This is a genomic window from Mesorhizobium sp. KR9-304 (assembly GCF_040049215.1).
In the GTDB taxonomy this organism is placed as follows: domain Bacteria; phylum Pseudomonadota; class Alphaproteobacteria; order Rhizobiales; family Rhizobiaceae; genus Mesorhizobium_K.
In genome coordinates this window covers 1475212-1501266 of sequence record NZ_JBDZDN010000001.1, presented here as the reverse complement: position 1 = coordinate 1501266, position 26055 = coordinate 1475212, and the positions used below count along the sequence as shown (strand labels likewise).

The following is a 26055-nucleotide window of genomic DNA, read 5'->3' as shown; positions in this document are numbered from 1 at the left end:
CGCGCCGCCGGCATCGCTCGGCGGCGTTCTCGATTACCGGCTCAGGCGGGCGGCGTGCCGTTTTCTGCGAGCACCGCGCCCGCAAGGTAGAGCGAGCCGCCGATCAGGATGCGCGGCGGCGTTTCGGAATCGTCCCAGGTGTCGCGCAGAAGCATCAGCGCATTGGCAACCGAGGCGACCGGCTCGGCCGACAGGCCGGCCTCATTGGCGCGCAAGGCGAGCTCGGTGTTGTCGACGCCCGCGTCGGACAGGCTGACCGGCACGGCGTAGACATGCCGGGCCATGCCCTCGAAGGCGCGGAAATAGCCGGTCTGGTCCTTGGTGTTGATCATGCCGCAGATGAGGAACAGCGACCTCGGCTGCTTCTCCTCCTGTTCGACCAGCGCCTCAGCGACGACCAGCCCGGCGCCGGGATTGTGGCCCCCGTCGAGCCAGATCTCCGCACCCTCGGGCGCCAGTTCGGTCAGCTTGCCCTTCTGCAGGCGCTGCATGCGCCCCGGCCAGTAGACCTCCTTCATCGCACGCTCGGCGGCGGCATGGCCGATCTCGAAGCCCGCCGCGCGCACCGCCGCTATCGCCGCGGCGGCATTGGCATATTGATGGCGCCCCGGCAGCCGCGGCTGCGGCAGGTCCATCAGCCCGTGCTCGTCCTGATAGATCATGCGGCCGTTCTCCTCATAGGCGAGGAAGTCCTGGCCATAAACGGAGACCGGGCAGCCGAGCCGCTCGGCCGTCTCGACCATCACGGTCTGCGCGGCCTCCGATTCCTGAGAGCCGATGACGACCGGGCAGCCGGGCTTGATGATGCCGGCCTTCTCGGCGGCGATGAGTTCGACGCGGTCGCCGAGATAAGCCTCGTGGTCGAGCGAGACCGGCATGATGAGAGAAACGGCAGGGCCGGCAACGACGTTGGTCGCGTCAAAGCGACCGCCCAGGCCGACCTCGATGATGGCGGCGTCCGCCGGCTGCTCGGAAAACAGCAGGAAGGTGACGGCAGTCAGGATCTCGAAGACGGTGATCGTCTCGCCGTGATTGGCTTTGGCGACGCGGGCTATGGTACGCGCCAGCAGGGCGTCGTCTACCAGCCTGCCGCCGCCTTCGGCTGCGAGCCGGTAGCGCTCGTGCCAGTTTACTAGATGCGGCGAGGTGTGGGCGTGGACGCGGTAGCCCGCCGCTTCCAGCAGCGCCCGCGCGAAGGCGGCGGCCGAACCCTTGCCGTTGGTGCCGGCGATATGGATGACCGGCGGCAGGTTGAGCTGCGGATTGCCGAGACGGTCGAGCAGCCGCGCGATGCGATCGAGCGAAAGGTCGTAGCCTTTCGGGTGCAGCGCCATCAGGCGCTCGATTTCGCGGTCGGCCTGCGTGGCGATTATCGGGCCGCTCACCACGGGAGGCCTAGGCCTGCGGCCGGGCATTGCCATCGACCAGGGCCGGCGGCAGGATCTCCGGCTCGCCGCGCTCCTGCGGCATCGGCGTCTTCAGCAGGATCTTGAGCAGCCGCGCGATGGTCGCGCGCAGCTCCAGGCGCGAGACGACCATGTCGACCATGCCGTGCTCCATCAGGTATTCGGCGCGCTGGAAGCCGTCAGGAAGCTTCTCGCGGATGGTCTGCTCGATGACGCGCGGACCGGCGAAGCCGATCAGTGCGCCGGGCTCGGCGATGTGGACGTCGCCGAGCATGGCGTAGGAGGCGGTGACGCCGCCGGTGGTCGGATTGGTCAGCACCACGATGTAGGGCAGCCCGGCCTCCTTCAACCGGTCGACGCCGACCGTCGTGCGCGGAAGCTGCATCAGCGACAGGATGCCTTCCTGCATGCGCGCGCCGCCGGACGCGGCGAACAGAACCAGCGGGCGCTTCATGACGAGGGCGGTCTCGAACCCATGCACGATCGCCTCGCCGGCGGCCATGCCGAGCGAGCCGCCCATGAAGGCGAAGTCCTGCACGGTCGCGATGATGGGCAGGCCTTCGACCGCCCCGGCGGCATTGAGGATGGCGTCCTCGAGGCCGGTCTTGGTCCGGGCGTCCTTCAGGCGGTCGATATAACGCTTCTCGTCGCGGAATTTCAGCGGGTCGACGAAGACCTTCGGGTTTTCGAGAGGCTCATACTCGCCATTGTCGAAGAAGAATTTGAGCCGCTCCCGGGCCGAAATCTTCATGTGGTGGCCGGACGAGGGAATGACGTACTGGTTGCTCTCGAGGTCCTTGTGGAACACCATCTCGCCGCTCTCCGGATCCTTGATCCAGAGGTTTTCCGGGATGTCGCGGCGTCCGAGCATCGAATTGATCCTCGGGCGGACGAAATTGGTGATCCAGTTCATGACGCAAATTCCCGTTTCGGGAGAAGATGGGAAATCTATTCGGCGGCAGCAAGGCGCGCGGCGCGCACGCCTTGCGACAGCCCGCTGACCAGCGTTGCGACCGCTTCGGCCGGATCGGCGGTGAGCCCGCCCTTCGGGTCGATGACGCTGGCCACCGCGTTGACGATCGCCGTGCCGACGACGACGCCGTCGGCCGAGGCGCCGATCGTGCGCGCCTGCTCGGCGGTCTTGACGCCGAAGCCGACGCAGACAGGCAGGTCCGTATGGCTCTTGATGCGCCTGACCGCCGCTGCGACCTTGCCGGTGTCGGCGAGCGCGGAGCCGGTGATGCCGGTCATCGAGACATAGTAGACGAAGCCCGACGTGTTCTGCAGCACCTTGGGCAGGCGCTTGTCGTCCGTGGTCGGCGTCGCCAGGCGGATGAAGTTGAGCCCAGCCCTCAGCGCCGGCACGCACAGTTCCTCGTCCATCTCGGGCGGCAGGTCGACGACGATCAGCCCGTCGATGCCCGATGCCTTGGCGTCGACGAGGAAGCGCTCGACGCCGTAGATATAGATTGGATTGTAGTAGCCCATGAGCACGATCGGCGTCTCGTCGTCGCCGGCGCGAAAATCCCGCGCCATCTGCAGGGTCTTCACCAGGGTCTGCCCGCCCTTCAGCGCGCGCAGCCCTGCCGCCTGGATCGCCGGGCCGTCGGCCATCGGGTCGGAGAACGGCATGCCGAGCTCGATGATGTCGCTACCTGCCCTCGGCAGAGCCTTCATGATCCTGAGCGAGGTGGCGTAGTCGGGATCGCCGCCCATGAAATAGGTGACCAGCGCCGGACGGCCTTCGGTCTTCAGTCTCGCCATCCGGCGGTCAATGCGGGTGGTCATGCTCAAATCTCCATGCCGAGCATTTTCGCGACGGTATGCACGTCCTTGTCGCCGCGGCCGGAGAGGTTGACGATGACGATCTGATCCTTGCCCAAAGTCGGCGCGAGCTTCATCGCATGGGCGATGGCATGCGCCGATTCCAGCGCCGGGATGATGCCCTCGACCTTTGTCGTCAGTTGAAAAGCCTCCAGCGCCTCGTCGTCGAGAACAGGCACATAGTCGACGCGGCCCGAATCCCTTAGCCAGCTGTGTTCCGGCCCGACGCCCGGATAGTCGAGGCCGGCCGAGATCGAATGGCCGTCGAGAATCTGGCCGTCCTCGTTCTGCAGCAGGTAGGTGCGGTTGCCGTGCAGCACACCCGGCTTTCCGGCACTCATCGAGGCACAATGCTCGACGCCCGAGAGCCCGCGACCGCCCGCCTCGATGCCGATGATTTTCACCGAGCGGTCGTCGAGGAAGGGGTGGAACATGCCAATGGCGTTGGATCCGCCGCCGACCGCGGCGATGATGACATCAGGCAGCCGGCCTTCCTGTTCGAGGATTTGGCCGCGGGCCTCGGTGCCGATGACCGACTGGAAGTCGCGCACCAGCTCCGGATAGGGATGCGGTCCGGCGGCGGTGCCGATCAGGTAATAGGTGTCCTCGACATTGGTGACCCAATCCCGAAGAGCTTCATTCATGGCATCCTTCAGCGTGCCGTGGCCGGCCGTGACGGGGCGGACCTCGGCGCCGAGCAGCTTCATGCGGAAGACATTGGGCTTCTGGCGCTCGACGTCGGTGGCACCCATATAGACGACGCAAGGATAGCCGAAGCGGGCCGAAACGGTAGCCGAGGCGACGCCGTGCTGGCCGGCGCCGGTTTCGGCGATGATGCGCTTCTTGCCCATGCGCTTGGCGAGCAGGATCTGGCCGAGGCAGTTGTTGATCTTGTGCGATCCAGTGTGGTTCAAATCCTCGCGCTTGAAGTAGATTTTCGCGCCGCCCCCGAGGCCCTTGGCCGAGGACACGTCACGAAGGTGTTTGGTGAGCCCTTCCGCGAAATAGAGTTTCGACGGCCGGCCGGCATAGTGCGTCGACAGGTTCTGCAATTCGGCCTTGAAGGCCGGATCGTTCTTGGCGTGGTTCCAGTGCTCTTCCAACTCGAGGATCAGCGGCATCAGCGTCTCGGCGACGAAGCGGCCGCCGAACATGCCGAACATGCCCTGCTCGTCGGGTCCGGTGCGGAAGGAATTCGGCTCGATCGGCTTGTTCATGATGGTTCCCGGTAAGGCAGCCATAGTTTCGCTGTCTGGTTTCGGCTGCCGGTAGCCTTTCGCTTAGCCTTTTCGAAGGGCGAAAGGCAACAGGATCGCGTCAGGCCGCGCTTTTCTTCCCGGCCACCCGGACGGCGCGGAAGAAGGCCTCGATCAGCGCGACGTCCTTGACGCCGGGCGCGCTTTCGACGCCGGAGGATATGTCGATGCCTGCCGGGCTGACCAGGCGGAGCGCCTCGCCAATATTGTCGGCGTTGAGGCCGCCCGAAAGCATGTAGTCGACGCCAGGATCGAGCGCGGCGAGCACGCGCCAATCGAACGGCACGCCGTTGCCGCCGGGCAGCTCGGCCCCCCTGGGCGGCTTGGCGTCGAAGAGGAAAAGGTCGGCGACGCCGCGGTAGGGTCCGATCGCCGCGAGATCGGCGGCGTCGCGGATCGAAAAGGCCTTCATGACGGGCAGGCCGTAACGGGCCTTGACCGCCGCGACGCGCCCCGGCGTTTCGCTGCCGTGCAGCTGAAGCATGTCCGGCGCCATGGCGGCGACGATGGCGTCGAGCGTCGCATCGTCGGCATCGACGGTGACCGCGACGGCCTTGGCTCGCCCGAGCGCCGCCTGGCGCAACCGTCCTGCTTCGTTGGCCGCGATGTTCCTCGGGCTCTTGGGGAAGAAAATGAAACCGACATGCGACGCGCCGCCGGCGAGAGCGGCGGCAAGCGCTTCCTCGGTTTTCAGGCCGCAGATCTTTATATCGGGCGTCATGGCGCGGGAAGTCGCACGAAATGGCTGAAATGTCGAGAAATCGAAGCCACGCTTCACCGTTGCCACGCTGTTGGCGCGGCGCCCGCTTGGGTTCGCGGCGCGCGTGGCCGTCGCCACGCCCGCCGAAGCGTCTGGCCTTTGACAAAGAACACTGCTCGCCACGGGAGCAGTAGTCGGGAAGCGGGGCACGGGCCCGAGCCTCTCAATTATTTAGTACGTGGCACGGTCTCCCGCGCCCCGCCGGCGTGCTTGCCCTACCTGGAGGGGACGCAGCGAATTCTTTCACCGCGCGACCTCGGTCAGGGCCCAGACCTCAGGGCTCATCACCCAGCCGCGCCACCGTAGCGCGACCGATCCGGCGCCGTCCCCTCCACGCTCATCCGGTTCATGACCCGTGTTCCCGCGAGGGCGATGGCGCAAGTATGCGGGAGGCTCGATCGGCGTGAATGAACAGGCCCGATTATTTTTCGAGATATAAGGAAATCAGAGGGTTGGCGCGGATGTATATCCACGCCCATCGAGATCAATCACGGTTGTGACCGAACGATTTCGGCTTCACCGTCGATCCCATTCTCCCAGAGCCCATTCTCCCAGAGATAGACCTTCGGCTCAGGGAAAGCGCGGTGGCAGCCTCGTCGGCTGAGAAAAAGAAGTAGCATGGCGAAGCAGAGACAATGCCGCCCACACGCGGCCGAACATTCTCCGGACTCGGCCCGGCAATGAGGCGATCGCTTCACGCCGCTCGCGTGCGGCTTGACGCCGCCAGTAGTCATAATCGATTTCCGTGCGGGGTCCGGTGTCACCGAAAATCTCTCTTTCGAATTCAGGACGCGTCATCTGCTTCCCCTTTGGCTCATCATGGGGAACAGATTCATCATTTCCTTGAACTCCGTAATTAGCTATTGTCGAGCAATAGTCATGACTGGAATTCATGAATGGCGGCGACAAATGAAATGTCCGCGTTCGCCCGGATCATCGATCTCGGCAGTTTCGCGCGGGCGGCCGAGGATCTGCGGGTCACGCCATCGGCACTTTCAAAACTGTTGTCGCGGCTGGAGGACCGGCTGGGCGTGAGACTGCTCAACCGCACGACGCGCCGTCTTGCGCTGACAGCGGAGGGCGAAATCTATCTGGCGCGCGCACGCGACGTTCTGGCTCTTGTCGAAAGCGCCGAAGCCGAGGTTGCGGCCTCGCGCAACACACCCAAAGGGCATCTGCGCATCAACACCGGGACTGCGATGGCGAACAGAATATCGGAGCAGGCAATCCCGGAATTTCTGGCGCTCTTTCCCGAGATTTCGATCGAACTCACGGTCGCAGACCGTATCATCGATCCGGTGGCCGAGAATGTCGATGTCGTGCTGCGCACCGGCGAACTCGCCGATTCCGCGCTCGTCGCGCGAAAGCTCGCCGATCTCCATCGGATCATCTGTGCTGCCCCGGCCTATCTGGAAAGGCATGGAACGCCGAAGACGCCGGCCGAGCTGCTCGATCACAACTGCCTGACCCTGTCGAGCCAGGCCCGCTTCAACGCCTGGCCATTCTCGACCGGAGACGGCGTCAACCGGCTTCACGTGACCGGCAATTTTTCATCCGACAATGTTGTAATACTTCTGCGGATGGCCCTGCAGGGCCAGGGCATCATCCGGCTTGCCAACTTCGTGCTCGGCCGGTCGATCCGCGAGGGGCTCCTGGTTGCGCTTCTGACCGATGTCCATATGTCGGAGCCGGTGCCGCTTTGGGCATTGATGCCGCCCGGCCGCCACCGCGCTCCACGGGTGCAGGCCTTCGTCGAATTCATGGCGGAGCGGCTGAAAGCCGAGTGATCTACTCGAACTGGATCGCCTGCAGCGCATTGCCGTTGCGCTTGAGCCAGTCAGCGGCCTTGCGGTGATTGCGAGGGTAGAATTTCGGCTTCGCCGATGATCCGACGTTCCCAAAGGTAGAATCTCGGCTGCCGCGAAAGTGCGATGGCAGCCTCGTCCCCAGAGAGAAAAGAGTAGCCTACGCGCCGCGTTTCCCCGGGATACATCCATTCGTCGCCAAGCATTGGATAACCGTCCCAGCCCTCCTTCTTCGGATTGCCGTAACATGGACAGCCCCAACCCGGCGGGATTGGCTGGATTCGACCACCGCTTTTAGTGGGATAAAGGTGGAGGTTGACGACTAGATTAGGCTTCAGACGCTTTAAGGTCTCGGCGCGCTCCAAGCCCATTCTATCTACTCGAACTGGATCGCCTGCAACGCGTTGCCGTTGCGCTTGAGCCAGTCCTTGCAGCGCTCGGTGTCGGGGCAGAGTTCTTCGCAGAGCTTCCAGAATTTCGGCCCGTGATTCATCTGCTTCAGATGCGCGACCTCATGCGCGACGAGGTAGTTGATGATCGGCTTCGGCGCCATCATGATGCGCCAAGAAAAGGACAGCTTGCCGTCCGAGGTGCAAGAGCCCCAGCGGCTCGACGTATCGCGGAAGCGTATCGATTTGGCACGCTTGTTGATGGCGGCGGTGTGCTTCTCGACCAGCGCCTCGATGTCCTTCTTGGCCTGTTTTTTCAGGAAATCGGCAAGGCGGCGGGGCAGATGCTCGCGCTCGCCATGGACGAACAACGCAGGCAGGCCGTCGTCTTTCTTGCCGACAGTGACGGTTCCGCGGCGCTCGGGCACGTGAACGATCATGTGCGCGACCCCGCGCAGCGGTATCCTGATACCGGGGCGCACCAGCGGGCGCTTGGGCAGCTTGGCAAGCCGCTCCTCCAGCCAGTCCTGCTGACGGCGCAGGAAGCGGTTGACCTCGCCAGACGCGAGTCCCGGCGGGATGGTGACGCGCAGCGAGCGGCCGCCGGCGTCGATCCTGAGCGTCAATTGGCGCGCACGGCCGTTTTCCACGATCCGGAGCGGCAAAGTGCGGCCCGCGACCTCATGCAGGCACTCCTTGACCAGCGAGCGGCCGGTTTTCTTCCTGGCGGGCTTCGTCAGCCGTTTGAACAGAGCGATGGGCATTGAGTGACGATACCCGATTCTTTTGCGTTGAATAGGGGAAGCTGAGACGCGAACAAAAGAAAAACGGCGCCGCTTGTGCCAGCGGCGCCGTCCTCATTGGATCAATCTGGATCAAGTTCCGGAGTTATGGCACCGGAACTGCTCAATCGTCGAGCAAACTGCCCGAGTCGTCGTCGCGCTTGGGCGTCGCGGCCGGCGGAGTAGGCTTGTTGCGGTTCGCCATGAAACGGTCGAACTCCTCCTGGTCCTTGGCGCGGCGCAATTCCCGGGCGTATTCGTCGAACTCGGCCAGCGCGTCGTCGAGCTTCTTGCGCTCTTGCGCCAGTCGCTCCAACTCCTTGTCGCGCCAGTCGTCGAAAGCGACGTTGCCGGTACGTGCCGAGCCACCATGGCCCCAGCGATGCGCCTTGTCGGCGCTCCTGCGGCAACCGGCGAAAACGCCGTCGGTGGCGCGGTTGACGTCGCGCTTGAAGCCGTCAAGCCGGTCGCCCCAGATGATATAGGCAAGCATGGCGAGGCCGAGCGGCCAGAACACCATGAAGCCGATCACCATCAGCGCGATGGTTGCCGGCGTCCAGGCCGGACGGATCAGTGCAGTCGTGTTCATTTCACTCCCGTTCCTTCGGTTGGAGGCAGTCAATTCCGACTGCTCGAATCGAAATGGGATGATGAAAACGGCGATTCAAGACATGCCCCGGCGAAACCGGACAAGCCTCAGAAATCATTTACGTCTTTTGAATGATTCGAGCGCGAGCACCGCCAATCCAGCTACAAGCCCCCAGAAGGCCGAGCCTATGCCGAGCAGTGCAACACCCGACGCGGTCACGGCAAAGGTCGTGGTGGCGGCCATGCGATCCGCGTCGTCCTTGAGCGCGATGGCGAGAGCGTTGGCGAGCGGCGCCATCAGCGCGAGGCCGGCGACGAGCACGATCAGGCTCTGGGGCAGGACGGCGAAGATGGCGACCAGCGAGGCGCCGAAAGTGGCGAATATCAGGTAGTAAAGCGCGTAGAACGGCCCGGTCTTCCAGCGCTCGGCCGGGTCCGGATGGACGTCCGGGCCTGTGCAGATGGCGGCGGATATGGCCGCGAGATTGCTGGTGAGTGCTCCGAACGGCGCAGTGATCAGCGATACTAGGCCGGTGGCTGCGATCAGCGGGCCAGGCTCCGGGTGGTAGCCGGCAGCACGTAAGACGGCGAGGCCGGAGAGGTTCTGCGACGCCATGGTGACCAGATACAAGGGCAGCGCGAGGCTGACCGCCACGGACAAGGAGAAGTCGGGCGCGATCAGAGTCAGTGTCGAGAGCTCGGGCGTGGGCAGGCCGCCGACGCGACCGGTGAGGAAAGCCGCAAGCCCGCCGCCGATGAGCACGGCGAGCACCGACAGCGCCGGGTTGAATAGCCGGATAACGAAAAAGGTTGCGATCAGCGGGAGGATGAGCCAGGGGTCGGCGGGAATGGTCTTCACAGCGTTGATGGCGAACGTGACGACGATGCCCGCGAGCATGCCGGAGGCCACCGAGGCCGGGATTTTCGCGATCAGCCGGGTCAGCGGGCCGAACAGGCCGGTTGCGATGAGCAGGCCGGCGGTGATGATGAAGGCGCCGACGGCGTCCGCCACCGTGAAGCCGCTGGATGCCGCGATCAACGCGGCGCCCGGCGTCGACCATGCGCTGATGACCGGCATCCTGGTGCGCCACGACAAATAGAGGCTCTCCACCGCCATGGCGAGGCAGAGCGCCGTTACCGCGCTGGCCGTCTGGGCTTGAGTCGCGCCGACGGCGTCCGACGCCGCGATGATCAGCGCCAGCGTGCCGCCGAAGCCGACGATGGCCGCCACGAAGGCAGAAACGGGGATGGAAATGCGCATGGGAAGCCGGTCCGGAGGGAGGGAGGCTTCTTGCGACAGGATCGGGCGTCAGGCAAGTCGCCTTGCGCTGGGCCAAGGGTCGGGGGGTTGAGTTCAGGAACCGGCGGCTTCGGCCTGGGCGATGACGCCCTCAACGGCGCGGACGAGCAGTTCGAGGTCCCGCGGCCGCGACAGGCGGTGGTCGCCCTCGGGGATGAGCGACAGCGTCATGTCGTCGGCGGGCAGCAGGCTGACGAGCTTCAGCGCATGCGTATGCGGCACGTCGGGATCGGCCAAGCCCTGCAGGATATGGACGGGGCAGTGCGTGTCGATCGGCCCGGTCATGACGCGGTTGCGCCGTCCGTCCTCGATCAGAGCGCGGGTGTAGATGTTGGGCTCGGGCGAATATTCGGACTTTTCCTCGAAATAGCCTTTCTCCTGCAGATCCCGCTTTTGGCGCTTGGTGAGCGACGGCTCCATCAGCTCGCTGGTGAAGTCGGGCGCCGGCGCGAGCAGCACCATGCCGGCGACGCGCCCGCCCTCGCCCGCCCTGCGCAGCTCCTGGGCCATACGCAGCGCGATCCAGGCCCCCATCGACGAGCCTACGAGCACCTGGGGGCCATCGGTAAAGCGGCGGAAGACGGCGAGGCTTTCGCCGAGCCATGTCGAGATGGTGCCGTCCACGAAGGCACCGCCGGATTCGCCATGGCCGGAATAGTCGTGGCGCAGGAACGAGCGGCCGGTACGCCCGGCCCATGCGGCCAGCGTCTCGGCCTTGGTGCCGAGCATGTCCGAGCGGTAGCCGCCGAGCCAGACCACGCCGGGCGAGCCGCCCGCGATGCGCCTGAAGGCAATCGGCGTGCCATCGACATCGAGGAATTCCGGCGCGGCCATGTGTCGTCCCGGCTTGAAGGAGAGGCTTTCGACGAGGTTCTCGCACAGGCGGACCGGGGCGGAAAGTGGCCCGGCGGCAATACGTCGGGCAGATGCCCGAGCGGGTCCGGAATCTGGTGATTTATTCTTCCCACCGTGCTATTGACTTGTGTTGCCCCGCAACGACATAGGCGAGGCGCGCAGAAACCCCTACCGCTAACAGCTCGAGGAGACGACTACCATTCGCAGACCATTCAAGGCCACCGCACCCACCAAAGACGGCCCCCGCTCCAACACCGACATCCGGGTCCCACGCGTTCAGCTGATCGGCGCAGACGGCGGAAATCTCGGTGAGGTTTCCATAAACGAAGCGCTGCTCCTTGCCGAAGAAGCCGGACTGGACCTGGTGGAGATTTCCCCGAACGCAAATCCGCCCGTCGCCAAGATCCTCGATCTGGGCAAGCTGAAATACGCCAACCAGAAGAAGGCGGCCGAGGCGCGCAAGAACCAGAAGGTCATCGAGATCAAGGAGATCAAGATGCGCCCGAACATCGACACGCACGATTACGAGACCAAGATGAAGGCCGTGCGGCGGTTTTTCGAGGAGGGCGACAAGGTCAAGCTGACGCTGCGCTTCCGCGGCCGCGAGATGGCCCATATGGAGCTAGGCATGGAACTCCTGAACAAGGTCCGTGAGGAAACCGCGACGATCGCCAAGGTCGAGGCGGAGCCGAAGCTCGAAGGCCGGCAGATGATGATGGTGCTGGCGCCGCGCTAAGCGCGCGGCACCCCGGGACGATGGCTGACAACTCAGGCGCCGAACTAAGGTCTTATCAGCGGCTGCGCCGGTTGACGCTGGCTGCGCTGCTGGCGCTGGTCGTCGTCGTACTGCTGTTTGGCCAATCGGTCTTTCCGCCCGATACCGTCACCCACGAGGCGATCGAGATGACGGGCATAGTGCTGATCGTGATCGGCATTGCGGGACGCCTCTGGTCGACCCTCTATATCGGCGGGCGCAAATCCGCCCTGGTCGTTGCGGACGGCCCCTATTCCATCACACGCAATCCTCTCTACGTCTTTTCGTCGATCGCAGCGGTCGGCGTCGGCGCGCAGATGGGCTCGATCACGGCCGCGCTCGGCTTCGGCGTCGCCTGCGCCGCGGCTTTCCACGTGGTCATCCTGCGCGAAGAGAAATACCTGTCGGCCAATCTCGGCGCCGACTACGGCGCCTACATGGCCAGGGTGCCTCGGTTCTTTCCCAAGCCGTCGCTTTATCGCGAGGGCGATGCCGCAGGCTTCAAGCCGAACCTGCTCCTGGTGACGCTGCTCGACGGGCTGGTCTTCCTGGTGGCTATGCCGCTCTTCGAGATCATCGACGCAGCGCAGCTTTCCGGCGCGCTGCCGGTGCTGTTCAGGATTCCCTGAATGGGTGGGTCTATCCGCCCGGAGGCGGATAAACCCAGGCGTGGCTGAAATGGTAGACGTCGCCGGCCCGGCCGTAGTGATAGGGCAGGGCGGCATCGCGGACGTCCAATTCCCTGCCGGCCAAACCGGCATTCCCGTCGAGCCACGCCCGCATTCCCGCGCTCAGCTTTGGCATGGCCTTGCCGTTTCTGCGCCATACGGCCAGCACCGGGTGGGTTGCATCGAAAGCGAACGGTTTGCTCAAGGGACCGTAGCCGGGGATGACAACCGGAATGTGGGGGGCATGCAGCCGGAAATTGCCGGCAAGCTGTTGGTCCGCCGCCAGGATGACCGATGGCCCGTCCTTGCCGGCGGCCAAGATCTCGGCGACCGCGGGACCGTAGGGCACGTTCTGCTTGCCGTAGGCTCCCATGGCGCCCATGACGAAAGGCCGCGTCAAGAGCACGAGCGGCACCAGAACCATGATGGCGACGACGATGGCGCCGAACCGGCGGGAAGCGCCGGCGAACGTTTCGCCGGACGCTTCCAGCTTGGCGCCCAGATAGATCGGCAGCAGGACAAGCAGCGGCACCAGCCAGCGATCCTTGACGTTGCTGGCCCCGCCAAACACCACCAGCGAAGCCAGGACGACGAAGGACATCGCGAACATGCACCCGATCAGGCGGGTCCACTGGCTTTGCGCCTTCCATGAGCGGAGGAGCGCCGATCCGAAGGCGACCAAGAAGGCCAGCAAGGTGGGCAACGCGAAGGCCGCGATCGCACCGGCGAGCGACAGGAAACCCTTGCCGATCTGATCGAGCCTGCCTCCGTCCGCGCCTACTGTGAGCTTGAGCACGGTGCGGCCCGTCGCCTCGTCGACATGGTCCAGAAACCACAGCGCATGCGGCGCGACGATGGCCGCACTGACGGCGATCATGAGGAGGACGCGGACGTCGTACAGCCGGGCGCGCCATTGCCGGTCCGGCAGCAGGGCAAGCGCGGCGATGACGGGAAGCACGACGAAATTGTATTTCGACAGCACGCCGAGCGCGATCGCGACTCCAGTCAGGGCATAGTTCAGTGCGGTCGGCCGCAGCAGGGTCCGGACGAAGAAGTAGGCGAACATGCAGGCTGCGAAAAGCACGCCGACCGTATGGGTGAGATCGCGCTGCGCCTCGTAGCCGACCTGGGGAACGGTGATCAGGCCGAGCGTCGCGATGACCGCGAGCACCTTGTCACGGATGACGAGATTTGCCGCCAGTCCGAACAGCAGGTAGCTCAGGAACAACATCAGGTTCTTGAGCAGCGAAACCGCCAGCACCGTATCGCCGAAAAGCTGGACGACCCAGTATTGCAGCCAATTGTAGAACGGCGGCTGCGAATCGTAGCCGACGGCCAGCCATTGCGCGAAAAAGAGCTGCTGGCCCTCGTCGAGTTCGAGCGAGGCCGGCCCGGCGAGACGCAAAATCACGTTGACGGTGAAATAGGCCGCAAGCAGCAGGTAGACCGCGTACCGTCGTCGGGCCAGCCAGTCGATCATTTGCCGCGCGCGTAGGTATTGCGGACGAAATAGTGCCTGTTCTCGCCATCGGGCCTGGCGAGAATCTCGGCGAGAATGCCGGTGGTGATCATCTGCGCGGCCGCCACGAAGAGCATCACGGCGACGATCAGCATGGGACGCGTGCCGATGTCCTCGCCGAGAACGAACTTCACAATAAAGAGGTAGAGGAAGAGCAGCGCGCTGACCGCCCCGAAGGTCAGGCCGATGACGCCGAAGAAGTGACCCGGCCGGTGCCTGAAACTCATGAAGAACACGACGGAGAGCAGGTCGAGAACGACACGGAACGTTCGCGATATGCCGTATTTGGACAGGCCGAACTGCCGCGCATGGTGGCTCACCGCCATCTCGTCGATGCGCGAGGTCGGCACGACGCTGGCGATCAGCGCCGGGATGAAGCGGTGCATGCCGCCCATGATCCTGACCTGCTTCAGGATGCCGGTGCGGTAGATCTTGAGCCCGCAGCCATAGTCGTGGACCCTGACGCCGGTGACCTTGCGGATCAGCACATTGGCGAGCCACGAAGGAATGAGCCGCAGCACCAGGCCGTCCTGGCGATCCTTGCGCCAGCCGCAGAGCAGGTCGAGCTGTCGCTCTTCCAGCATGGCGATCATCCTGGGAATGTCGTAGGGATCGTTCTGTAGGTCGCCATCCAACGTCGCCAGAAGCCGGCCCCGCGCCGCGTCGATGCCGGCCTGGAGGGCGGCCGCCTGGCCGAAATTGCGCTGCAGTTCGATGATCCTGAGATCGAGCCCTTCGCGGGCAAATTCCTTGCGCGCATTGACAAGTGTCGCGTCCGTCGAGCCATCATCGACGATGATCAGCTCCCACGCCTTGCCGAAATCCTTGAGCGCGCCGCAGATACGTTCGACGAGCGGCGCGATGCTTTCTTCCTCGTTGCGGACCGGAACGAGGACAGAAAGCTCGATTTCGCCGTCCGCCTCGTCGGCAAGCAGCGGGAAGGGTTGGGACTGCAGCATACCAATCTCTCCGGAAAGTCCGGCTTTGGGCGGCCCTGTTACAGCAGCGGGCCGCTTTAGACAATCGCGAGCGGCGCAATGACCCGGCGCGCAACCGAGAGGAACTGGGCGGCGCGGCACCGGATCGCACTGCTCGCCACATTGCTGATCCTGGTCTATGCCGTCTTCGTCCAGTGGATGTGGGGCTGGACCTCCATTCTCGCGGCGTGGCGGGAGGTGGGTCTGCCCAAGATCCTGCTCGCCCTCGCGCTGCTGGTCGCCACCTATTTCGTGCGCGCCCATCGCATCAGGGACTATTTTCCGCGCGAGACCGCCGGCCGGTTCCTGTGGTTGTTCCGCGTCACCCAGGTTCACAACATCCTCAACATCGTGCTGCCGCTGAGGACCGGCGAGACCAGCTTTCCGCTGCTGATGCGCTCGGAATTCGGCGTGCCTCTGGCGCACGGGACGTCGGCGCTGCTCGTGCTGAGGCTGCTCGACCTGCACGCACTGCTGGCCGCCGCGGGAGTAGGCCTGGTCGCCGGAGCGGGGTTCAGCGCCTGGGCGTGCGGGACCTGGCTTGCCTTCCTGGTATCGCCGCTCGCCGTCGTCCCATTTCGCGATCCGGTCTTGGCGGCGGCGCGCGAGAGGCTGCCGCAGCGGTTTTCGAAGCTCATCGACGAGATCGACGACGGCATACCGCGCGACCTTGCCGCGTTCGTGCGCGCCTGGCTGCTCACCGTGCTCAACTGGGGCGTGAAGGTGGCGGCGCTCGCCTGGGTGCTGGGGCTGATGGGCGTCGGCCCGGTCGCCGCCTGCCTGGGCGGGGCGCTGGGCGGGGAACTCTCCTCCGTGTTGCCGGTGCATGCGCCGGCCGGCGTGGGCACTTATCCCGCCGGCATCGTTGCCGGCGCCGCCGCCTTCGGAGCGGACAAGGATGCCGCGTCGCTCGCCATGCTCGCCAAGGCGAGCATCAATACCCATCTGCTGGCCCTCGTCTCCGCGCTGGTCGGCACCGGCATCTCGCTTCTTCTTCCGCTCCTGGCGCGCGCCGGGAGCCGGTACAGGGGAAATCGCCACGCGCCCGGGGATTGAGCTGGGATTGCGGCTTCCCGGTTGCGCTTTCGCTCGCTCGCTGCTATGAGCCCGCGTCCATAACCGTCCGGCAGGGCATGCCGAGGCGGTTTTTCATGCGTTCCAGGCTTTGGTCGGCCAGGAAAACAACAACAGGGGCGTTACGGCCCCGGCAAGGAGTAGCAAAATGCCCAAGATGAAGACCAAATCGGCCGCCAAGAAGCGGTTCAAGATCACAGGTACGGGTAAAGTCCTGTCGGCCGCGGCCGGCAAGCGTCACGGCATGATCAAGCGTTCCAACAAGTTCATTCGAAATGCCCGCGGCACGATGGTTCTGGCTGAACCGGACGGCAAGAAGGTCATCAAGAATTTTCTGCCGAACGGCCTCTAAGCGCCCGGCTCTGGAACAGTTTTAAGGAGATCATGACATGGCACGCGTAAAGAGAGGCGTCACCGCCCACGCCAAGCACAAGAAGGTCCTGGACGCCGCCAAGGGCTTCTACGGCCGCCGCAAGAACACCATCCGCATCGCCAAGCAGGCGGTCGAGAAGTCGCTGCAATACGCCTATCGCGACCGCAAGAACCGCAAGCGCAACTTCCGCGCACTCTGGGTCCAGCGCATCAACGCGGCCGTGCGCGAGCACGGCCTGACCTATGGGCGGTTCATAGACGGGCTGAACAAGGCCGGCATCGAAATCGACCGCAAGGTGCTGTCGGACATGGCGATCCACGAGCCGCAGGCTTTCGCCGCGCTCGTGGCCAAGGCCAAGACCGCGCTCGAATATCTGAAGGACACCACCCCGAACGCTTTTGAAAGCGCTGTTGCCTAACCAGCGCCTTCCCAAGCACGATAAATTCTGATTTGGGAAACCCGCGCTGGCACGGCTGGCGCGGGTTTTTCTTATGCCCGCATAGCCCCTCGGGACCGGAACATGAGCGACATGGAAACTCTCGAAAATTCCCTGATGGCCGAGATCGCAGCCGCGCCCGACGAGCAGGCGATCGAGGCGGTTCGCGTCGCCGCGCTCGGCAAGAAGGGCTCGGTGTCGGAGCTTTTGAAGACGCTTGGCGCGATGACGCCGGAGGAGCGGCAGACCAAAGGCCCCGTCATCAACGGGCTGAAGAACCGCATCACCGAGGCGCTCTCGGCGCGCAAGGCCGAGTTGAAGGATGTGGCGATCTCGGCGCGGCTCGTGGCCGAGAAGGTCGACGTCACCTTGCCGGTGCGCCAGTCGCCTGCGGAGCGCGGACGCATCCACCCGATCAGCCAAGTCACCGATGAGATCGCGGCGATCTTCGGCGACATGGGTTTTTCGATCGCCGAAGGGCCTGACATCGAGACGGACCACTATAATTTCACCGCGCTGAATTTCCCGGAGGGACACCCGGCGCGCGAGATGCACGACACGTTTTTCCTGAACGGCGTCGACGGCCATCAGCCGAAGCTGCTGCGCACCCACACCTCGCCGGTGCAGATACGCACCATGGAGGCGCAGAAGCCGCCGATCCGCATCGTCATTCCCGGAAAAACCTATCGGATGGATTCGGACGCCACGCACACGCCGATGTTCCACCAGCTCGAGGGGCTGGTGATCGACAGAAGCGCGAATGTCGCCAACATGCGCTGGGTGCTGGAGGAGTTCTGCAAGGCGTTCTTCGAAGTGCCACAGCTAAAAATGCGGTTCCGGCCGAGCTTCTTCCCGTTCACCGAGCCGAGCCTGGAAGTCGACATCCAGTGCGACCGTTCGCGGCCGGGCGAGGTGCGCTTCGGCGAGGGCAACGACTGGATGGAGATCCTGGGCTGCGGCATGGTGCATCCCAACGTGCTGCGCTTCGGCGGGCTCGATCCGGACGAGTACCAGGGTTTTGCCTGGGGCATGGGCATCGACCGCATCGCCATGCTGAAATACGGCATGCCGGATCTCCGCGCCTTCTTCGACGCGGATGTGCGCTGGCTCCAGCATTACGGTTTTCGCCCGCTCGACATGCCGACGCTGTTCGGAGGGCTGAGCGCGTGACCACAACGCTCCACACTGGCGGATGCCGCTGCGGCGCGGTGCGGTTCGAGGCCTCGGCCGCACCGAACCACGTGAGCTATTGCCATTGCGGCGACTGCCGCAAGGCGACCGGCGCGCCGGTGTCGGCGTTCGTCGGTTTCATGGCGGATGAGGTGGCGATCACCGGCGAGACGCTGAGGAGCTTCGACAACGGGCCCGTGACGCGCAGCTTCTGCGGTGTCTGCGGCTCGCCCATCGCCTATGCCGACGAGCGCATCGGCGAGACGATCTATTTCATGCTCGGTGCGATGGACGCGCCGCAGAACTACAAGCCGACGCTACACGCCTATGTGCGCGAGCAACTGCCCTACCTGCACATGCCGGACGGGCTGCCGCGTCATGTCGGGACCAGCGTGCCGAGACCTGACGGGACAAGATCATGAAGCTTACCCTTTCCTGGCTCAAGGACCACCTCGAGACCGAAGCGACGCTTGCCGAGATCGTCGAGCGGCTGACCTCGATCGGTCTCGAGGTCGAGCATGTCGACGACAAGGCCGGCCTGAAACCATTCGTCATCGCCAAGGTGCTGACTGCCGTGCAGCATCCAGATGCCGACCGGTTGCGCGTGCTGACGGTGGATACAGGCGATGGAAAGCCGCCCGTCCAGGTCGTATGCGGAGCGCCCAACGCGCGCGCGGGCCTGGTCGGCGCCTTCGCTGCGCCAGGCGCCTATGTGCCCGGCATCGACGTGACGCTGTCGGTCGGCAAGATACGCGGCGTCGAGAGTTTTGGCATGATGTGCTCGGAGCGCGAGCTGGAACTGTCGGACGAGCACGACGGCATCATCGAGCTGCCTGCCGATGCACCGGTCGGCACGAGCTACGCGGCCTATGCGAAGCTCGACGATCCGGTGATCGAGATCGGCCTGACCCCGAACCGGCCGGACGCGACCGGCATCTTCGGCATCGCGCGTGACCTGGCCGCTTCCGGGCTGGGCAGGCTGAAGGACGGTTCTGTTGCCCCGGTTCCTGGCAAGGGCGAATGCCCGGTGAAGGTGAAGATCGAGGCACCGGAGCTCTGCCCAGGCTTCGCCCTGCGGCTGGTGCGTGGCGTCAAGAACGGCCCCTCGCCGAAATGGCTGCAGCAGCGGCTGATCGCCATCGGCCTGCGCCCCATCAACGCGCTGGTCGACATCACCAACTACATCACCTTCGACCGCGGCCGTCCCCTGCACGTCTTCGATGCGAAGAAAGTCGCCGGCAATCTCGTCGTGCGCCGCGCCAAAGACGGCGAAAAGGTGCTTGCGCTCGACGGACGCGAATACGGGCTGACGCCCGAGATGTGCGTCATTGCCGACGATAACGGCGTGGAATCCGTCGCCGGCATCATGGGCGGCGAACATTCGGGCTGCGACGAGGCGACGAGCGACGTGCTGATCGAGTCGGCGCTGTGGGAGCCGCTCAACATCGCCCGCACCGGCCGCGAACTCGGCATCATCACCGACGCGCGCTACCGTTTTGAGCGCGGCGTCGATCCTGAGTTCATGGTGCCGGGCGTCCAGCTGGCGACCAGGATGGTGCTCGATTTCTGCGGCGGCGAGGCGAGCGAGACCGAGCTGGTCGGCTATGCTGGCCATACACCCAAAACCGTCGCCTTCCCGTTGTCCGAAGTGAAGCGGCTGACCGGCATCGAGGTGCCGAAGGCCGAGAGCCTCGACATATTGAAACGGCTCGGTCTCATGCCGAAGGGCAGTGGCGACGTGGTCGACGTTACCGTGCCGTCCTGGCGGCCGGACGTCGAGGGCAAGGCCGACCTCGTGGAAGAGGTCATGCGCATCCATGGCGTCGACAAGATCGAGCCGCAGCCGCTCGCCAGCCTCGGCGCGGTCAACGCCAAAATCCTGACGGTGCTGCAAATCCGCACCCGCGCGGCGAAGCGCGCGCTCGCCGTGCGCGGAATGATGGAGGCGGTCACCTGGTCGTTCATCCCGGCAAAGCACGCTGAGCTGTTCGGCGGCGGGCAAGAGGAACTCAAGCTCGCCAACCCGATCGCGGCTGATATGTCCGACATGCGGCCCTCGCTGCTGCCCGGCCTGATCGCGGCCGCGCAGCGCAACGCCGACAAGGGTTTCGGCGACGTTGCTTTGTTCGAAGTGTCGGGAACCTATGAGGGCGACGCGCCGGAAAAGCAGCGCCGCGTCGCGGCGGGTCTCCGGCGAGGGACTGCAAGGCTCGACGGTTCGGGCCGCCACTGGGCCGGCAATACGCAGGCGGTCGGCGTGTTCGACGCCAAGGCAGATGCGATCGCCGCACTCGAAGCATGCGGCGCGCCCGTCGACCGGCTGCAGATCGAGGCCGGCGGCCCGGCCTGGTTTCATCCGGGGCGCTCGGGCGTGATCAAGCTTGGGCCCAAGACGGTGCTTGGGCATTTCGGCGAGTTCCACCCGAAGACGCTGGAAACGCTCGACGTGTCGGGTCCGCTCTGCGGTTTTGAGGTGTTTGTCGATGCCGTGCCGGAGCCGAAAGCCAAGCCGACGCGCACCAAGCCCAGGCTCGACCTGTCGGCGTTCCAGATGGTCAAACGTGACTTCGCCTTCGTGGTCGACAAGGCGGTAGAGGCGGGCGCGCTGACCCGCGCAGCACTCGCGGCCGACAAGAAGCTGATATCAGGGGTCTCGGTCTTCGACCTCTTCGAGGGACCCTCGATAGGCGAGGGCAAGAAGTCGATCGCCATCGAGGTCTCGATCCAGCCGGTCGAGAAGACCCTCACCGACGAGGATTTCGAGGCGCTGGCCGGCCGCATCGTCGAGAACGTGAAGAAGCAGACGGGCGGCGTGCTCAGGGGGTAAAAGTGACCTCAAGTATAACACTGGTGGAAAGTCTTCAAACGAAGATAGACTGGACTCTACTATCCACGATCAGTAGATAATTTTGGCGACTGGCAATCCCAAGGGGATCGGGGGTACAATGAAAATGAGGGCTATTTTTGCGGCTGCGCTTTGCGCCGCCATATCGCTTGCGGCCTCAAACGCGGCCCCCGCGGAATCTCTCGCTGGGAAGGTAGGCGACAAAAAGCGCCGGATGGTGATCCCGCCGAACTCGTCGGGAGGCTGTGGTAAGGTCTACAAGGACTATGTCGCAGCCTCCGGCCATTCGGCCTACGCTTCCACGCGAATTGGCGGGGAGTATTTCTTTTGCGGCGCGACCTTCAATGTCGGGTCGCAGAAGTCCGCCGAAGCGGGTGCTTTGAAGAGCTGCAAAAGCGCCGTTGCGAAGTATAAGTTGCGCTCGATCGGTCCGTGCGAGATCGTCGCTTCGAAATAGTCCGCAATAGGCTCGTCCTGCCCGCATCGATCTACCAAGCGTCCGGCGGACACGCAATGAAACCGGACTATCTGTTGGTCTGCGCCATCGCCTCGTCGGCATAGCGCTTGCCGGCGATCTGGTCCGGCGTCACCAGCGCGCCGATCTCGGCGAGTTCGGCGTCGCTGAGCACGATTGAAGCGGCTTCGACATTCGCTTCCAGGTTGGCGATCTTGCGCGAGCCGGGGATGGGCACGATGAAATCTCCCTGGGCTAGCACCCAGGCGAGCGCGAGCTGCGCTGACGTGTTGCCCTTGTCGGCCGCGAGCTTCTCCAGCTTGGCCACGACAGCCAGATTGCGCCTGATGTTGTCCTCGTTGAAGCGCGGCAGGCTGCGGCGGAAATCATCCGCGCCGAGCTGATCCGTAGACTTGATCGCTCCGGCGAGGAAGCCGCGGCCGAGCGGGCTGAACGGCACGAAGCCGATGCCGAGTTCGCGGCAGACATCGAGCACGCCGTTTTCGGGGTCGCGCGTCCACAGCGAATATTCGCTCTGCACGGCGGCGATCGGATGCACCGCATGCGCCCGGCGGATGGTTGCTACGCCGGCCTCCGAAAGCCCGAGCGCGCGCACCTTGCCCTCGCGCACCAGTTCCGCCATCGCGCCCACGGTATCCTCGATCGGCACGTCCGGGTCGACCCGGTGCTGGTAATATAGGTCGATCACGTCCAGCCCCATGCGCTGCAGCGAGGCTTCGGCGACGGCGCGGACATGTTCGTGCCGGCTGTTCAGCCCCGGCTGCTGCTTGGGCCCTTCCAGGGTCTCGACGATGTTGAAGCCGAATTTGGTGGCGATCTTCACCTTGTCGCGCATCGGCTTGAGCGCCTTGCCGACCAGCACCTCGTTGGTGAAGGGGCCGTAGACCTCCGCCGTGTCGAACAGCGTGACGCCGAGTTCGACCGCGCGGTGAAGCGTGCGGATCGCATCGGCCTCGTCCTGGCCGCCATAGCCGTCGCTCATGCCCATGCAGCCGAGGCCGACCGGGAAGACGCTGAGCTCGGCGCCGAGTTTTCGGTGTTTCATTGCGATCTCCTTGAAGCACCAATGTAGGACCGACGATCGGCCGCGCACAGGTCTTTTGCATGGAGCCACAACTTGGCATCGCCAGGTATTTCGGGCAAAGCTGCGCGCCTGCGCGAAAAGCCCGTGACAGTCCGCACAAGGTAACGAGGGAGAAGTCCATGTTTCGCTGGGGTGTTTTGTCGACGGCCAAGATCGGGCGCGAGCAGCTTATTCCCGCGATCGTCGACGCTGAGAACGGTGTCCTTGCCGGGATCGCCAGCCGCGACCTGAAGAAGGCGAAAGCGCTCGCCGAACGGTTCGGCGCGAGGCAGGCCTTCGGCTCCTACGAGGCGATGCTGGCGTCCGATACGATCGATGGCGTTTACATTCCGCTGCCGACGTCGCAGCATATCGAATGGGCCGAGAAGGCGGCGCTCGCCGGCAAGCACGTCCTGGTCGAGAAGCCATTGGCGCTGAACGCCAAGGACATCGCCAGGGTCATCAAGGCGCGCGACAAGAAGAAGGTGCTGGTCTGCGAAGCCTTCATGGTGGTCTACCACCCGCAGTGGATCAAGGTGCGCGACCTCGTCGCGTCCGGCGCGATCGGCACGCTGCGCTATGTGCAGGGCGCGTTCACCTACTACAACGTCGATCCCAAGAACATGCGCAATGTGCTGTCGCTCGGCGGCGGCGCGCTACCTGACATTGGCGTCTATCCGACCGTCTCGACGCGCTTCGTTACCGGCAAGGAGCCGAAGCGCGTGATGGCGACGGTCGAGCGCGACAAGAAGTTCAAGACGGACAACTATTCCTCGATCCGCGCCGATTTCGGCGATTTCGAGCTGTCATTCTATCTGTCGACCCAGATGGCTGCCCGCCAGCTGATGGTGTTCCACGGCGACAAGGGCTTCATCGAGGTGCATGCGCCCTTCAACGCCGGGCTCTACGACCATCATCGGGTCGAGTTGCACAACCAGAACCACACCGAGGCGACGGTGTTCCGCTTCCCCGGCGCGTCGCAATACCGGCTGCAGGTCGAGGCCTTCGCCCGCGCCGCCAAGGGTTCCGCAGATCCCGTCTTCACGCTGGAGAATTCGGTGAAGAACCAGAGGGTCATCGACGCGATCTTCCGCGCCGGCGACAGCGGTGGCTGGGAGAAGGTCTGACGGACCAGCCTCATCGGGGCGGTCGGCCGGCCCTGAACGTCCCGGATTGCGCCTTCGCGTCGACGGGCGACCAGGCGGCTGTTCCAACGCCGGCAGATCCGGCTTGCAGGCGCCGGCGCCGTCCCATCCGTAGCTCCTGACGTCCCTCCCCACCAAGGCCTCTCGACAAATACATTCAATGTTATATAACTAGTAATGTAGTTGGAGATGGTCGATGGTCGAGGATGTGGTTCGTTCCTTCGGATTCCTGACGCTCGGCACGCGCATAAAGCGCCTCGGCGAAAGGCTGCAGGCCGACACGCAGAGGATCATGGACGAACTTGGCGCACCGCTTCAGGCGAGCCAGTACCCGTTCCTGGCCGCGGTCGACCGGCTGGGACCGCTCACCGTCGGCGAATTGGCCGAGGCGGTCGGCATCACCCAGCCAGGCGCCACGCGCACCGTCGCGCAACTCGTCGAGCTCGGCATGCTGGAGGCCAAGGCGGCGCCCGATGACCAGCGTCGCAGGATCGTTTCCCTCTCCAGGGAAGGGAAGCGGCTGGTCGCGGCCGCCAAGAGCGACGTGTGGCCGCGCATAAGGTCGGCCGTCGCCGACCTTTGCGGCAATCTCGACGGCCCGCTGCTCGACCAGCTGGCGGCGATCGAGGACGGACTTGCCGCCGCTCCGCTCGATCGCCGCGCTGGAAAGGTGACGCTATGAGACACATACTCGACCGTCCGGTCTGGAATGCGCTGAACACCAGGCATGCCTCGCTTGCGCTGGGCGGCCATCTGGCCAAACGCTACGCGCCGTCGATCCATCCTTTCGCGAGCAGCCGGGACGAAGGCCCGGAAAGCCTTGCCGCGTTGGCGGCAATCGCTTCGCCCGGCGAGACGCTGATCTTCCTGCAGGCCGACGAATTCGTCCTGCCGCCCGGCTTCACACAGACGATGACGTCGTTCGGCGTGCAGATGATTGCCGAGCGGCACATGCCCGTCATTGAAGACGACCGGATAGTCCCGCTCGGCGAAGCCGACGCGGCCGACATGCTGGAACTCGCGACGCTGACCAGGCCCGGCCCCTTCACCATGAAGGCGCAGGCGCTCGGCGATTTCTGGGGCGTCAGGGAGAGCGGCAGGCTGATCGCCATGGCCGGCGAGCGGTTGAAGCTGGACGGGTTGACCGAACTCAGCGGCGTCGCGACGCATCCGGATTTTCAGGGCAAGGGGCTCGGCCGGCTGATGACGCTTTTTGCGGCGGGGAAAATCTACGCCAAGGGCGAGCAGCCGTTCCTGCACACCTATGCGACCAACAGCGTCGCGATCAGGCTTTACGAATCCATCGGCTTCAAGCTGCGGACGCGCATGAATGTCGCTGCGATCGAGCGGCAGGCGTAGCCGCTGCCGAACCCGCCGCATAAAAGGCGCAGGCGCAGGCGCGGTTCGGACGAATTTTCCCTGAAGCCGCGTGAACCATTCGGGTTCGCTGCACGACCGAAAAGGGTCAGCAACCGAGCGCGGCCCGCAAACAAGCTTACATCCGGTCGCGCTCCCCAACCAACGAAAGGGAGTACCGAAGATGATGAAACATGCACTGATCCTTTCCGCATCGCTCGCATTCGGCTTGGTTTCGGCCGTCGCCCATGCGAGCGATCCCGCCAGTCCCTTGGTCGAGGCCGCCGACGGCTCCTACGAAGTCGCAGGCCTGTCCTGGCGATGCGGCAAGAACAACCCGGTCGCCTGGTGGGGCACCTTCGGCAATGGCTGCCTGAAGCAGAAGCGGGCCGCCAAGAAAGGCTCTGCCTCGACGGGTACGGGCAATTTCACGACCGAACAGCCGGCTCCGCCGCCGCCGCCGCTGCGTCTCACGAACTAGGCCAGTCGGCCGCAAGACGATCGGCCCATCGGTACATCTGGTGGGCCGATTTCTCAATCGACATAAGTTGTACGGTTCGAATCCAGAACGGTGCGAATGAAGTCCGGCACGCCGAGACCGGCCTGGACCTTTGCTTCCAGCGCATGCTCCGCCGCCTTGATGCCGTCCAGGCGCTCGAGCACCGCCTCGGCTTCGATCCGCGGCACCACAACGACGCCGTCGCGGTCACCGACCAGAATGTCGCCGGGATTTATCGTGACGTCGCCGATGACGATCGGCATACCAACAGTCCCGGGGCCGTTGCGCGTTGGCGAATTGGCGGTCAGGCCAGCACAGTAGATAGGCATGCCGACAGCTTCGAGCCCGGTCAAATCCCGCACCAGCCCGTCGGTGACGAAGCCGGTGACGCCGAGATTTTTGGCCATGCCGAGCAGCAGGTCGCCGGTGACGGAGGTCCTCATGAAGGCGTCGGTGCAGGCGACAATAACGTCGCCTTTGATGGCGACCTCCAACGCTCCGAAGACGGCGAGGTTGTCGGCGGGACCGGCATGGCAGGTCAGCGCGACGCCGAGGATGGTCGCCTTCTCGGGCAGCAGCGGCTTGATGGAATGGTCGAGACATCCGCGTCCACGCATGGCATCGACGAGATAACCGGTCGGCACGCCACGAAATCCCTCGACCAGACGGGCGGGCGGTCGTTCGAAATTTCGCCGGATGGTGAGGATGGGCGGGTCCGTGATCATGTCTCGCCTTT

Annotated in this window: 26 protein-coding genes; 13 read left to right on the top strand and 13 right to left on the bottom strand. The window is 64.5% G+C overall.

The window, feature by feature from the left end; translation table 11 throughout:
* Nucleotides 1-41: 41 nt before the first annotated feature.
* From ABLE71_RS07120 to ABLE71_RS07100, 5 genes are all read right to left on the bottom strand, one after another.
* Entirely contained in the window at nucleotides 42-1334 is a 1293-nt protein-coding gene (locus tag ABLE71_RS07120; protein WP_348783685.1) for a folylpolyglutamate synthase/dihydrofolate synthase family protein, read from the bottom strand.
* Nucleotides 1335-1395: 61 nt separating this feature from the next.
* Nucleotides 1396-2319: an acetyl-CoA carboxylase, carboxyltransferase subunit beta gene (gene accD / locus ABLE71_RS07115; protein ID WP_348782647.1), complete on the bottom strand. Its 924-nt coding sequence runs from the start codon at nucleotides 2317-2319 to the stop codon at nucleotides 1396-1398.
* Between the two features lie 35 nt (nucleotides 2320-2354).
* Nucleotides 2355-3194 carry a tryptophan synthase subunit alpha gene (gene trpA, locus ABLE71_RS07110; protein ID WP_348782646.1) on the bottom strand — a complete coding sequence of 280 codons (840 nt, stop codon included), beginning with the start codon at nucleotides 3192-3194 and terminating at the stop codon, nucleotides 2355-2357.
* 2 nt (nucleotides 3195-3196) lie between these two features.
* Entirely contained in the window at nucleotides 3197-4447 is a 1251-nt protein-coding gene (gene trpB, locus ABLE71_RS07105) for a tryptophan synthase subunit beta (RefSeq protein WP_348782645.1), read from the bottom strand.
* Between the two features lie 100 nt (nucleotides 4448-4547).
* On the bottom strand, nucleotides 4548-5207 hold the full coding sequence (locus tag ABLE71_RS07100) for a phosphoribosylanthranilate isomerase (protein WP_348782644.1): 660 nt from the start codon (nucleotides 5205-5207) through the stop codon (nucleotides 4548-4550).
* Nucleotides 5208-6160: 953 nt separating this feature from the next.
* On the opposite strand from ABLE71_RS07100, the gene ABLE71_RS07095 reads away from it, so the two are divergent.
* On the top strand, nucleotides 6161-7033 hold the full coding sequence (locus ABLE71_RS07095) for a LysR family transcriptional regulator (protein ID WP_348782643.1): 873 nt from the start codon (nucleotides 6161-6163) through the stop codon (nucleotides 7031-7033).
* A 394-nt stretch (nucleotides 7034-7427) separates the two neighbouring features.
* Here the strand turns inward: ABLE71_RS07095 and ABLE71_RS07090 are convergent, their stop codons facing one another.
* The 4 genes from ABLE71_RS07090 to ABLE71_RS07075 all read right to left on the bottom strand — a co-directional run bounded on the left by ABLE71_RS07090 (nucleotide 7428) and on the right by ABLE71_RS07075 (nucleotide 10944).
* The gene (locus tag ABLE71_RS07090; RefSeq protein ID WP_348782642.1) at nucleotides 7428-8204 is read right to left on the bottom strand and encodes a M48 family metallopeptidase; all 777 of its coding nucleotides are present in this window, start codon (nucleotides 8202-8204) and stop codon (nucleotides 7428-7430) included.
* Between the two features lie 142 nt (nucleotides 8205-8346).
* On the bottom strand, nucleotides 8347-8811 hold the full coding sequence (locus ABLE71_RS07085; RefSeq protein WP_348782641.1) for a DUF2852 domain-containing protein: 465 nt from the start codon (nucleotides 8809-8811) through the stop codon (nucleotides 8347-8349).
* Nucleotides 8812-8925: 114 nt separating this feature from the next.
* Nucleotides 8926-10071 carry a benzoate/H(+) symporter BenE family transporter gene (locus ABLE71_RS07080; protein ID WP_348782640.1) on the bottom strand — a complete coding sequence of 382 codons (1146 nt, stop codon included), beginning with the start codon at nucleotides 10069-10071 and terminating at the stop codon, nucleotides 8926-8928.
* 93 nt (nucleotides 10072-10164) lie between these two features.
* A complete protein-coding gene (locus ABLE71_RS07075; protein WP_348782639.1) occupies nucleotides 10165-10944 on the bottom strand; it encodes an alpha/beta hydrolase in 780 nt (259 codons plus the stop codon).
* A gap of 220 nt (nucleotides 10945-11164) precedes the next feature.
* Here ABLE71_RS07075 and infC point away from each other — a divergent pair, with 220 nt between their 5' ends.
* A complete protein-coding gene (infC, locus tag ABLE71_RS07070) occupies nucleotides 11165-11701 on the top strand; it encodes a translation initiation factor IF-3 (RefSeq protein WP_348783684.1) in 537 nt (178 codons plus the stop codon).
* A gap of 20 nt (nucleotides 11702-11721) precedes the next feature.
* Nucleotides 11722-12348, top strand: a complete 627-nt coding sequence (locus tag ABLE71_RS07065; protein ID WP_348782638.1) for an isoprenylcysteine carboxylmethyltransferase family protein — start codon at nucleotides 11722-11724, stop codon at nucleotides 12346-12348.
* 10 nt (nucleotides 12349-12358) lie between these two features.
* Here the strand turns inward: ABLE71_RS07065 and ABLE71_RS07060 are convergent, their stop codons facing one another.
* Nucleotides 12359-13867 carry a glycosyltransferase family 39 protein gene (locus tag ABLE71_RS07060; protein WP_348782637.1) on the bottom strand — a complete coding sequence of 503 codons (1509 nt, stop codon included), beginning with the start codon at nucleotides 13865-13867 and terminating at the stop codon, nucleotides 12359-12361.
* On the bottom strand, nucleotides 13864-14865 hold the full coding sequence (locus tag ABLE71_RS07055; RefSeq protein ID WP_348782636.1) for a glycosyltransferase family 2 protein: 1002 nt from the start codon (nucleotides 14863-14865) through the stop codon (nucleotides 13864-13866). Before ABLE71_RS07055 ends, ABLE71_RS07060 begins: the two co-directional genes overlap by 4 nt.
* Before the next feature lie 78 nt (nucleotides 14866-14943).
* Between ABLE71_RS07055 and ABLE71_RS07050 the strand changes: the two genes are divergently transcribed.
* From ABLE71_RS07050 to pheT, 6 genes are all read left to right on the top strand, one after another.
* A complete protein-coding gene (locus ABLE71_RS07050) occupies nucleotides 14944-15939 on the top strand; it encodes a lysylphosphatidylglycerol synthase domain-containing protein (RefSeq protein WP_348782635.1) in 996 nt (331 codons plus the stop codon).
* A 166-nt stretch (nucleotides 15940-16105) separates the two neighbouring features.
* On the top strand, nucleotides 16106-16309 hold the full coding sequence (rpmI, locus tag ABLE71_RS07045; RefSeq protein ID WP_006201248.1) for a 50S ribosomal protein L35: 204 nt from the start codon (nucleotides 16106-16108) through the stop codon (nucleotides 16307-16309).
* A 37-nt stretch (nucleotides 16310-16346) separates the two neighbouring features.
* Nucleotides 16347-16748, top strand: a complete 402-nt coding sequence (gene rplT, locus ABLE71_RS07040; RefSeq protein ID WP_348782634.1) for a 50S ribosomal protein L20 — start codon at nucleotides 16347-16349, stop codon at nucleotides 16746-16748.
* A gap of 102 nt (nucleotides 16749-16850) precedes the next feature.
* Nucleotides 16851-17936: a phenylalanine--tRNA ligase subunit alpha gene (gene pheS / locus ABLE71_RS07035; protein WP_348782633.1), complete on the top strand. Its 1086-nt coding sequence runs from the start codon at nucleotides 16851-16853 to the stop codon at nucleotides 17934-17936.
* On the top strand, nucleotides 17933-18358 hold the full coding sequence (locus ABLE71_RS07030) for a GFA family protein (RefSeq protein WP_348782632.1): 426 nt from the start codon (nucleotides 17933-17935) through the stop codon (nucleotides 18356-18358). Before pheS ends, ABLE71_RS07030 begins: the two co-directional genes overlap by 4 nt.
* Complete coding sequence (gene pheT, locus ABLE71_RS07025) at nucleotides 18355-20763, top strand: phenylalanine--tRNA ligase subunit beta (RefSeq protein ID WP_348782631.1); 2409 nt, start codon at nucleotides 18355-18357, stop codon at nucleotides 20761-20763. The genes ABLE71_RS07030 and pheT overlap by 4 nt, the downstream gene beginning before the upstream one ends.
* A 542-nt stretch (nucleotides 20764-21305) precedes the next feature.
* On the opposite strand, the gene ABLE71_RS07020 is transcribed toward pheT, so the two are convergent.
* Entirely contained in the window at nucleotides 21306-22301 is a 996-nt protein-coding gene (locus ABLE71_RS07020; RefSeq protein WP_348782630.1) for an aldo/keto reductase, read from the bottom strand.
* Between the two features lie 158 nt (nucleotides 22302-22459).
* Between ABLE71_RS07020 and ABLE71_RS07015 the strand changes: the two genes are divergently transcribed.
* The 4 genes from ABLE71_RS07015 (at nucleotide 22460) to ABLE71_RS07000 (ending at nucleotide 25301) form a co-directional block, all read left to right on the top strand.
* On the top strand, nucleotides 22460-23446 hold the full coding sequence (locus ABLE71_RS07015) for a Gfo/Idh/MocA family oxidoreductase (RefSeq protein ID WP_348782629.1): 987 nt from the start codon (nucleotides 22460-22462) through the stop codon (nucleotides 23444-23446).
* A 214-nt stretch (nucleotides 23447-23660) separates the two neighbouring features.
* The gene (locus ABLE71_RS07010) at nucleotides 23661-24146 is read left to right on the top strand and encodes a MarR family transcriptional regulator (RefSeq protein ID WP_348782628.1); all 486 of its coding nucleotides are present in this window, start codon (nucleotides 23661-23663) and stop codon (nucleotides 24144-24146) included.
* On the top strand, nucleotides 24143-24823 hold the full coding sequence (locus ABLE71_RS07005) for a GNAT family N-acetyltransferase (protein ID WP_348782627.1): 681 nt from the start codon (nucleotides 24143-24145) through the stop codon (nucleotides 24821-24823). Before ABLE71_RS07010 ends, ABLE71_RS07005 begins: the two co-directional genes overlap by 4 nt.
* A gap of 181 nt (nucleotides 24824-25004) precedes the next feature.
* Complete coding sequence (locus tag ABLE71_RS07000) at nucleotides 25005-25301, top strand: hypothetical protein (protein WP_348782626.1); 297 nt, start codon at nucleotides 25005-25007, stop codon at nucleotides 25299-25301.
* Between the two features lie 53 nt (nucleotides 25302-25354).
* Here the strand turns inward: ABLE71_RS07000 and ABLE71_RS06995 are convergent, their stop codons facing one another.
* Nucleotides 25355-26044: an RraA family protein gene (locus ABLE71_RS06995; protein WP_348782625.1), complete on the bottom strand. Its 690-nt coding sequence runs from the start codon at nucleotides 26042-26044 to the stop codon at nucleotides 25355-25357.
* Nucleotides 26045-26055: the final 11 nt, after the last annotated feature.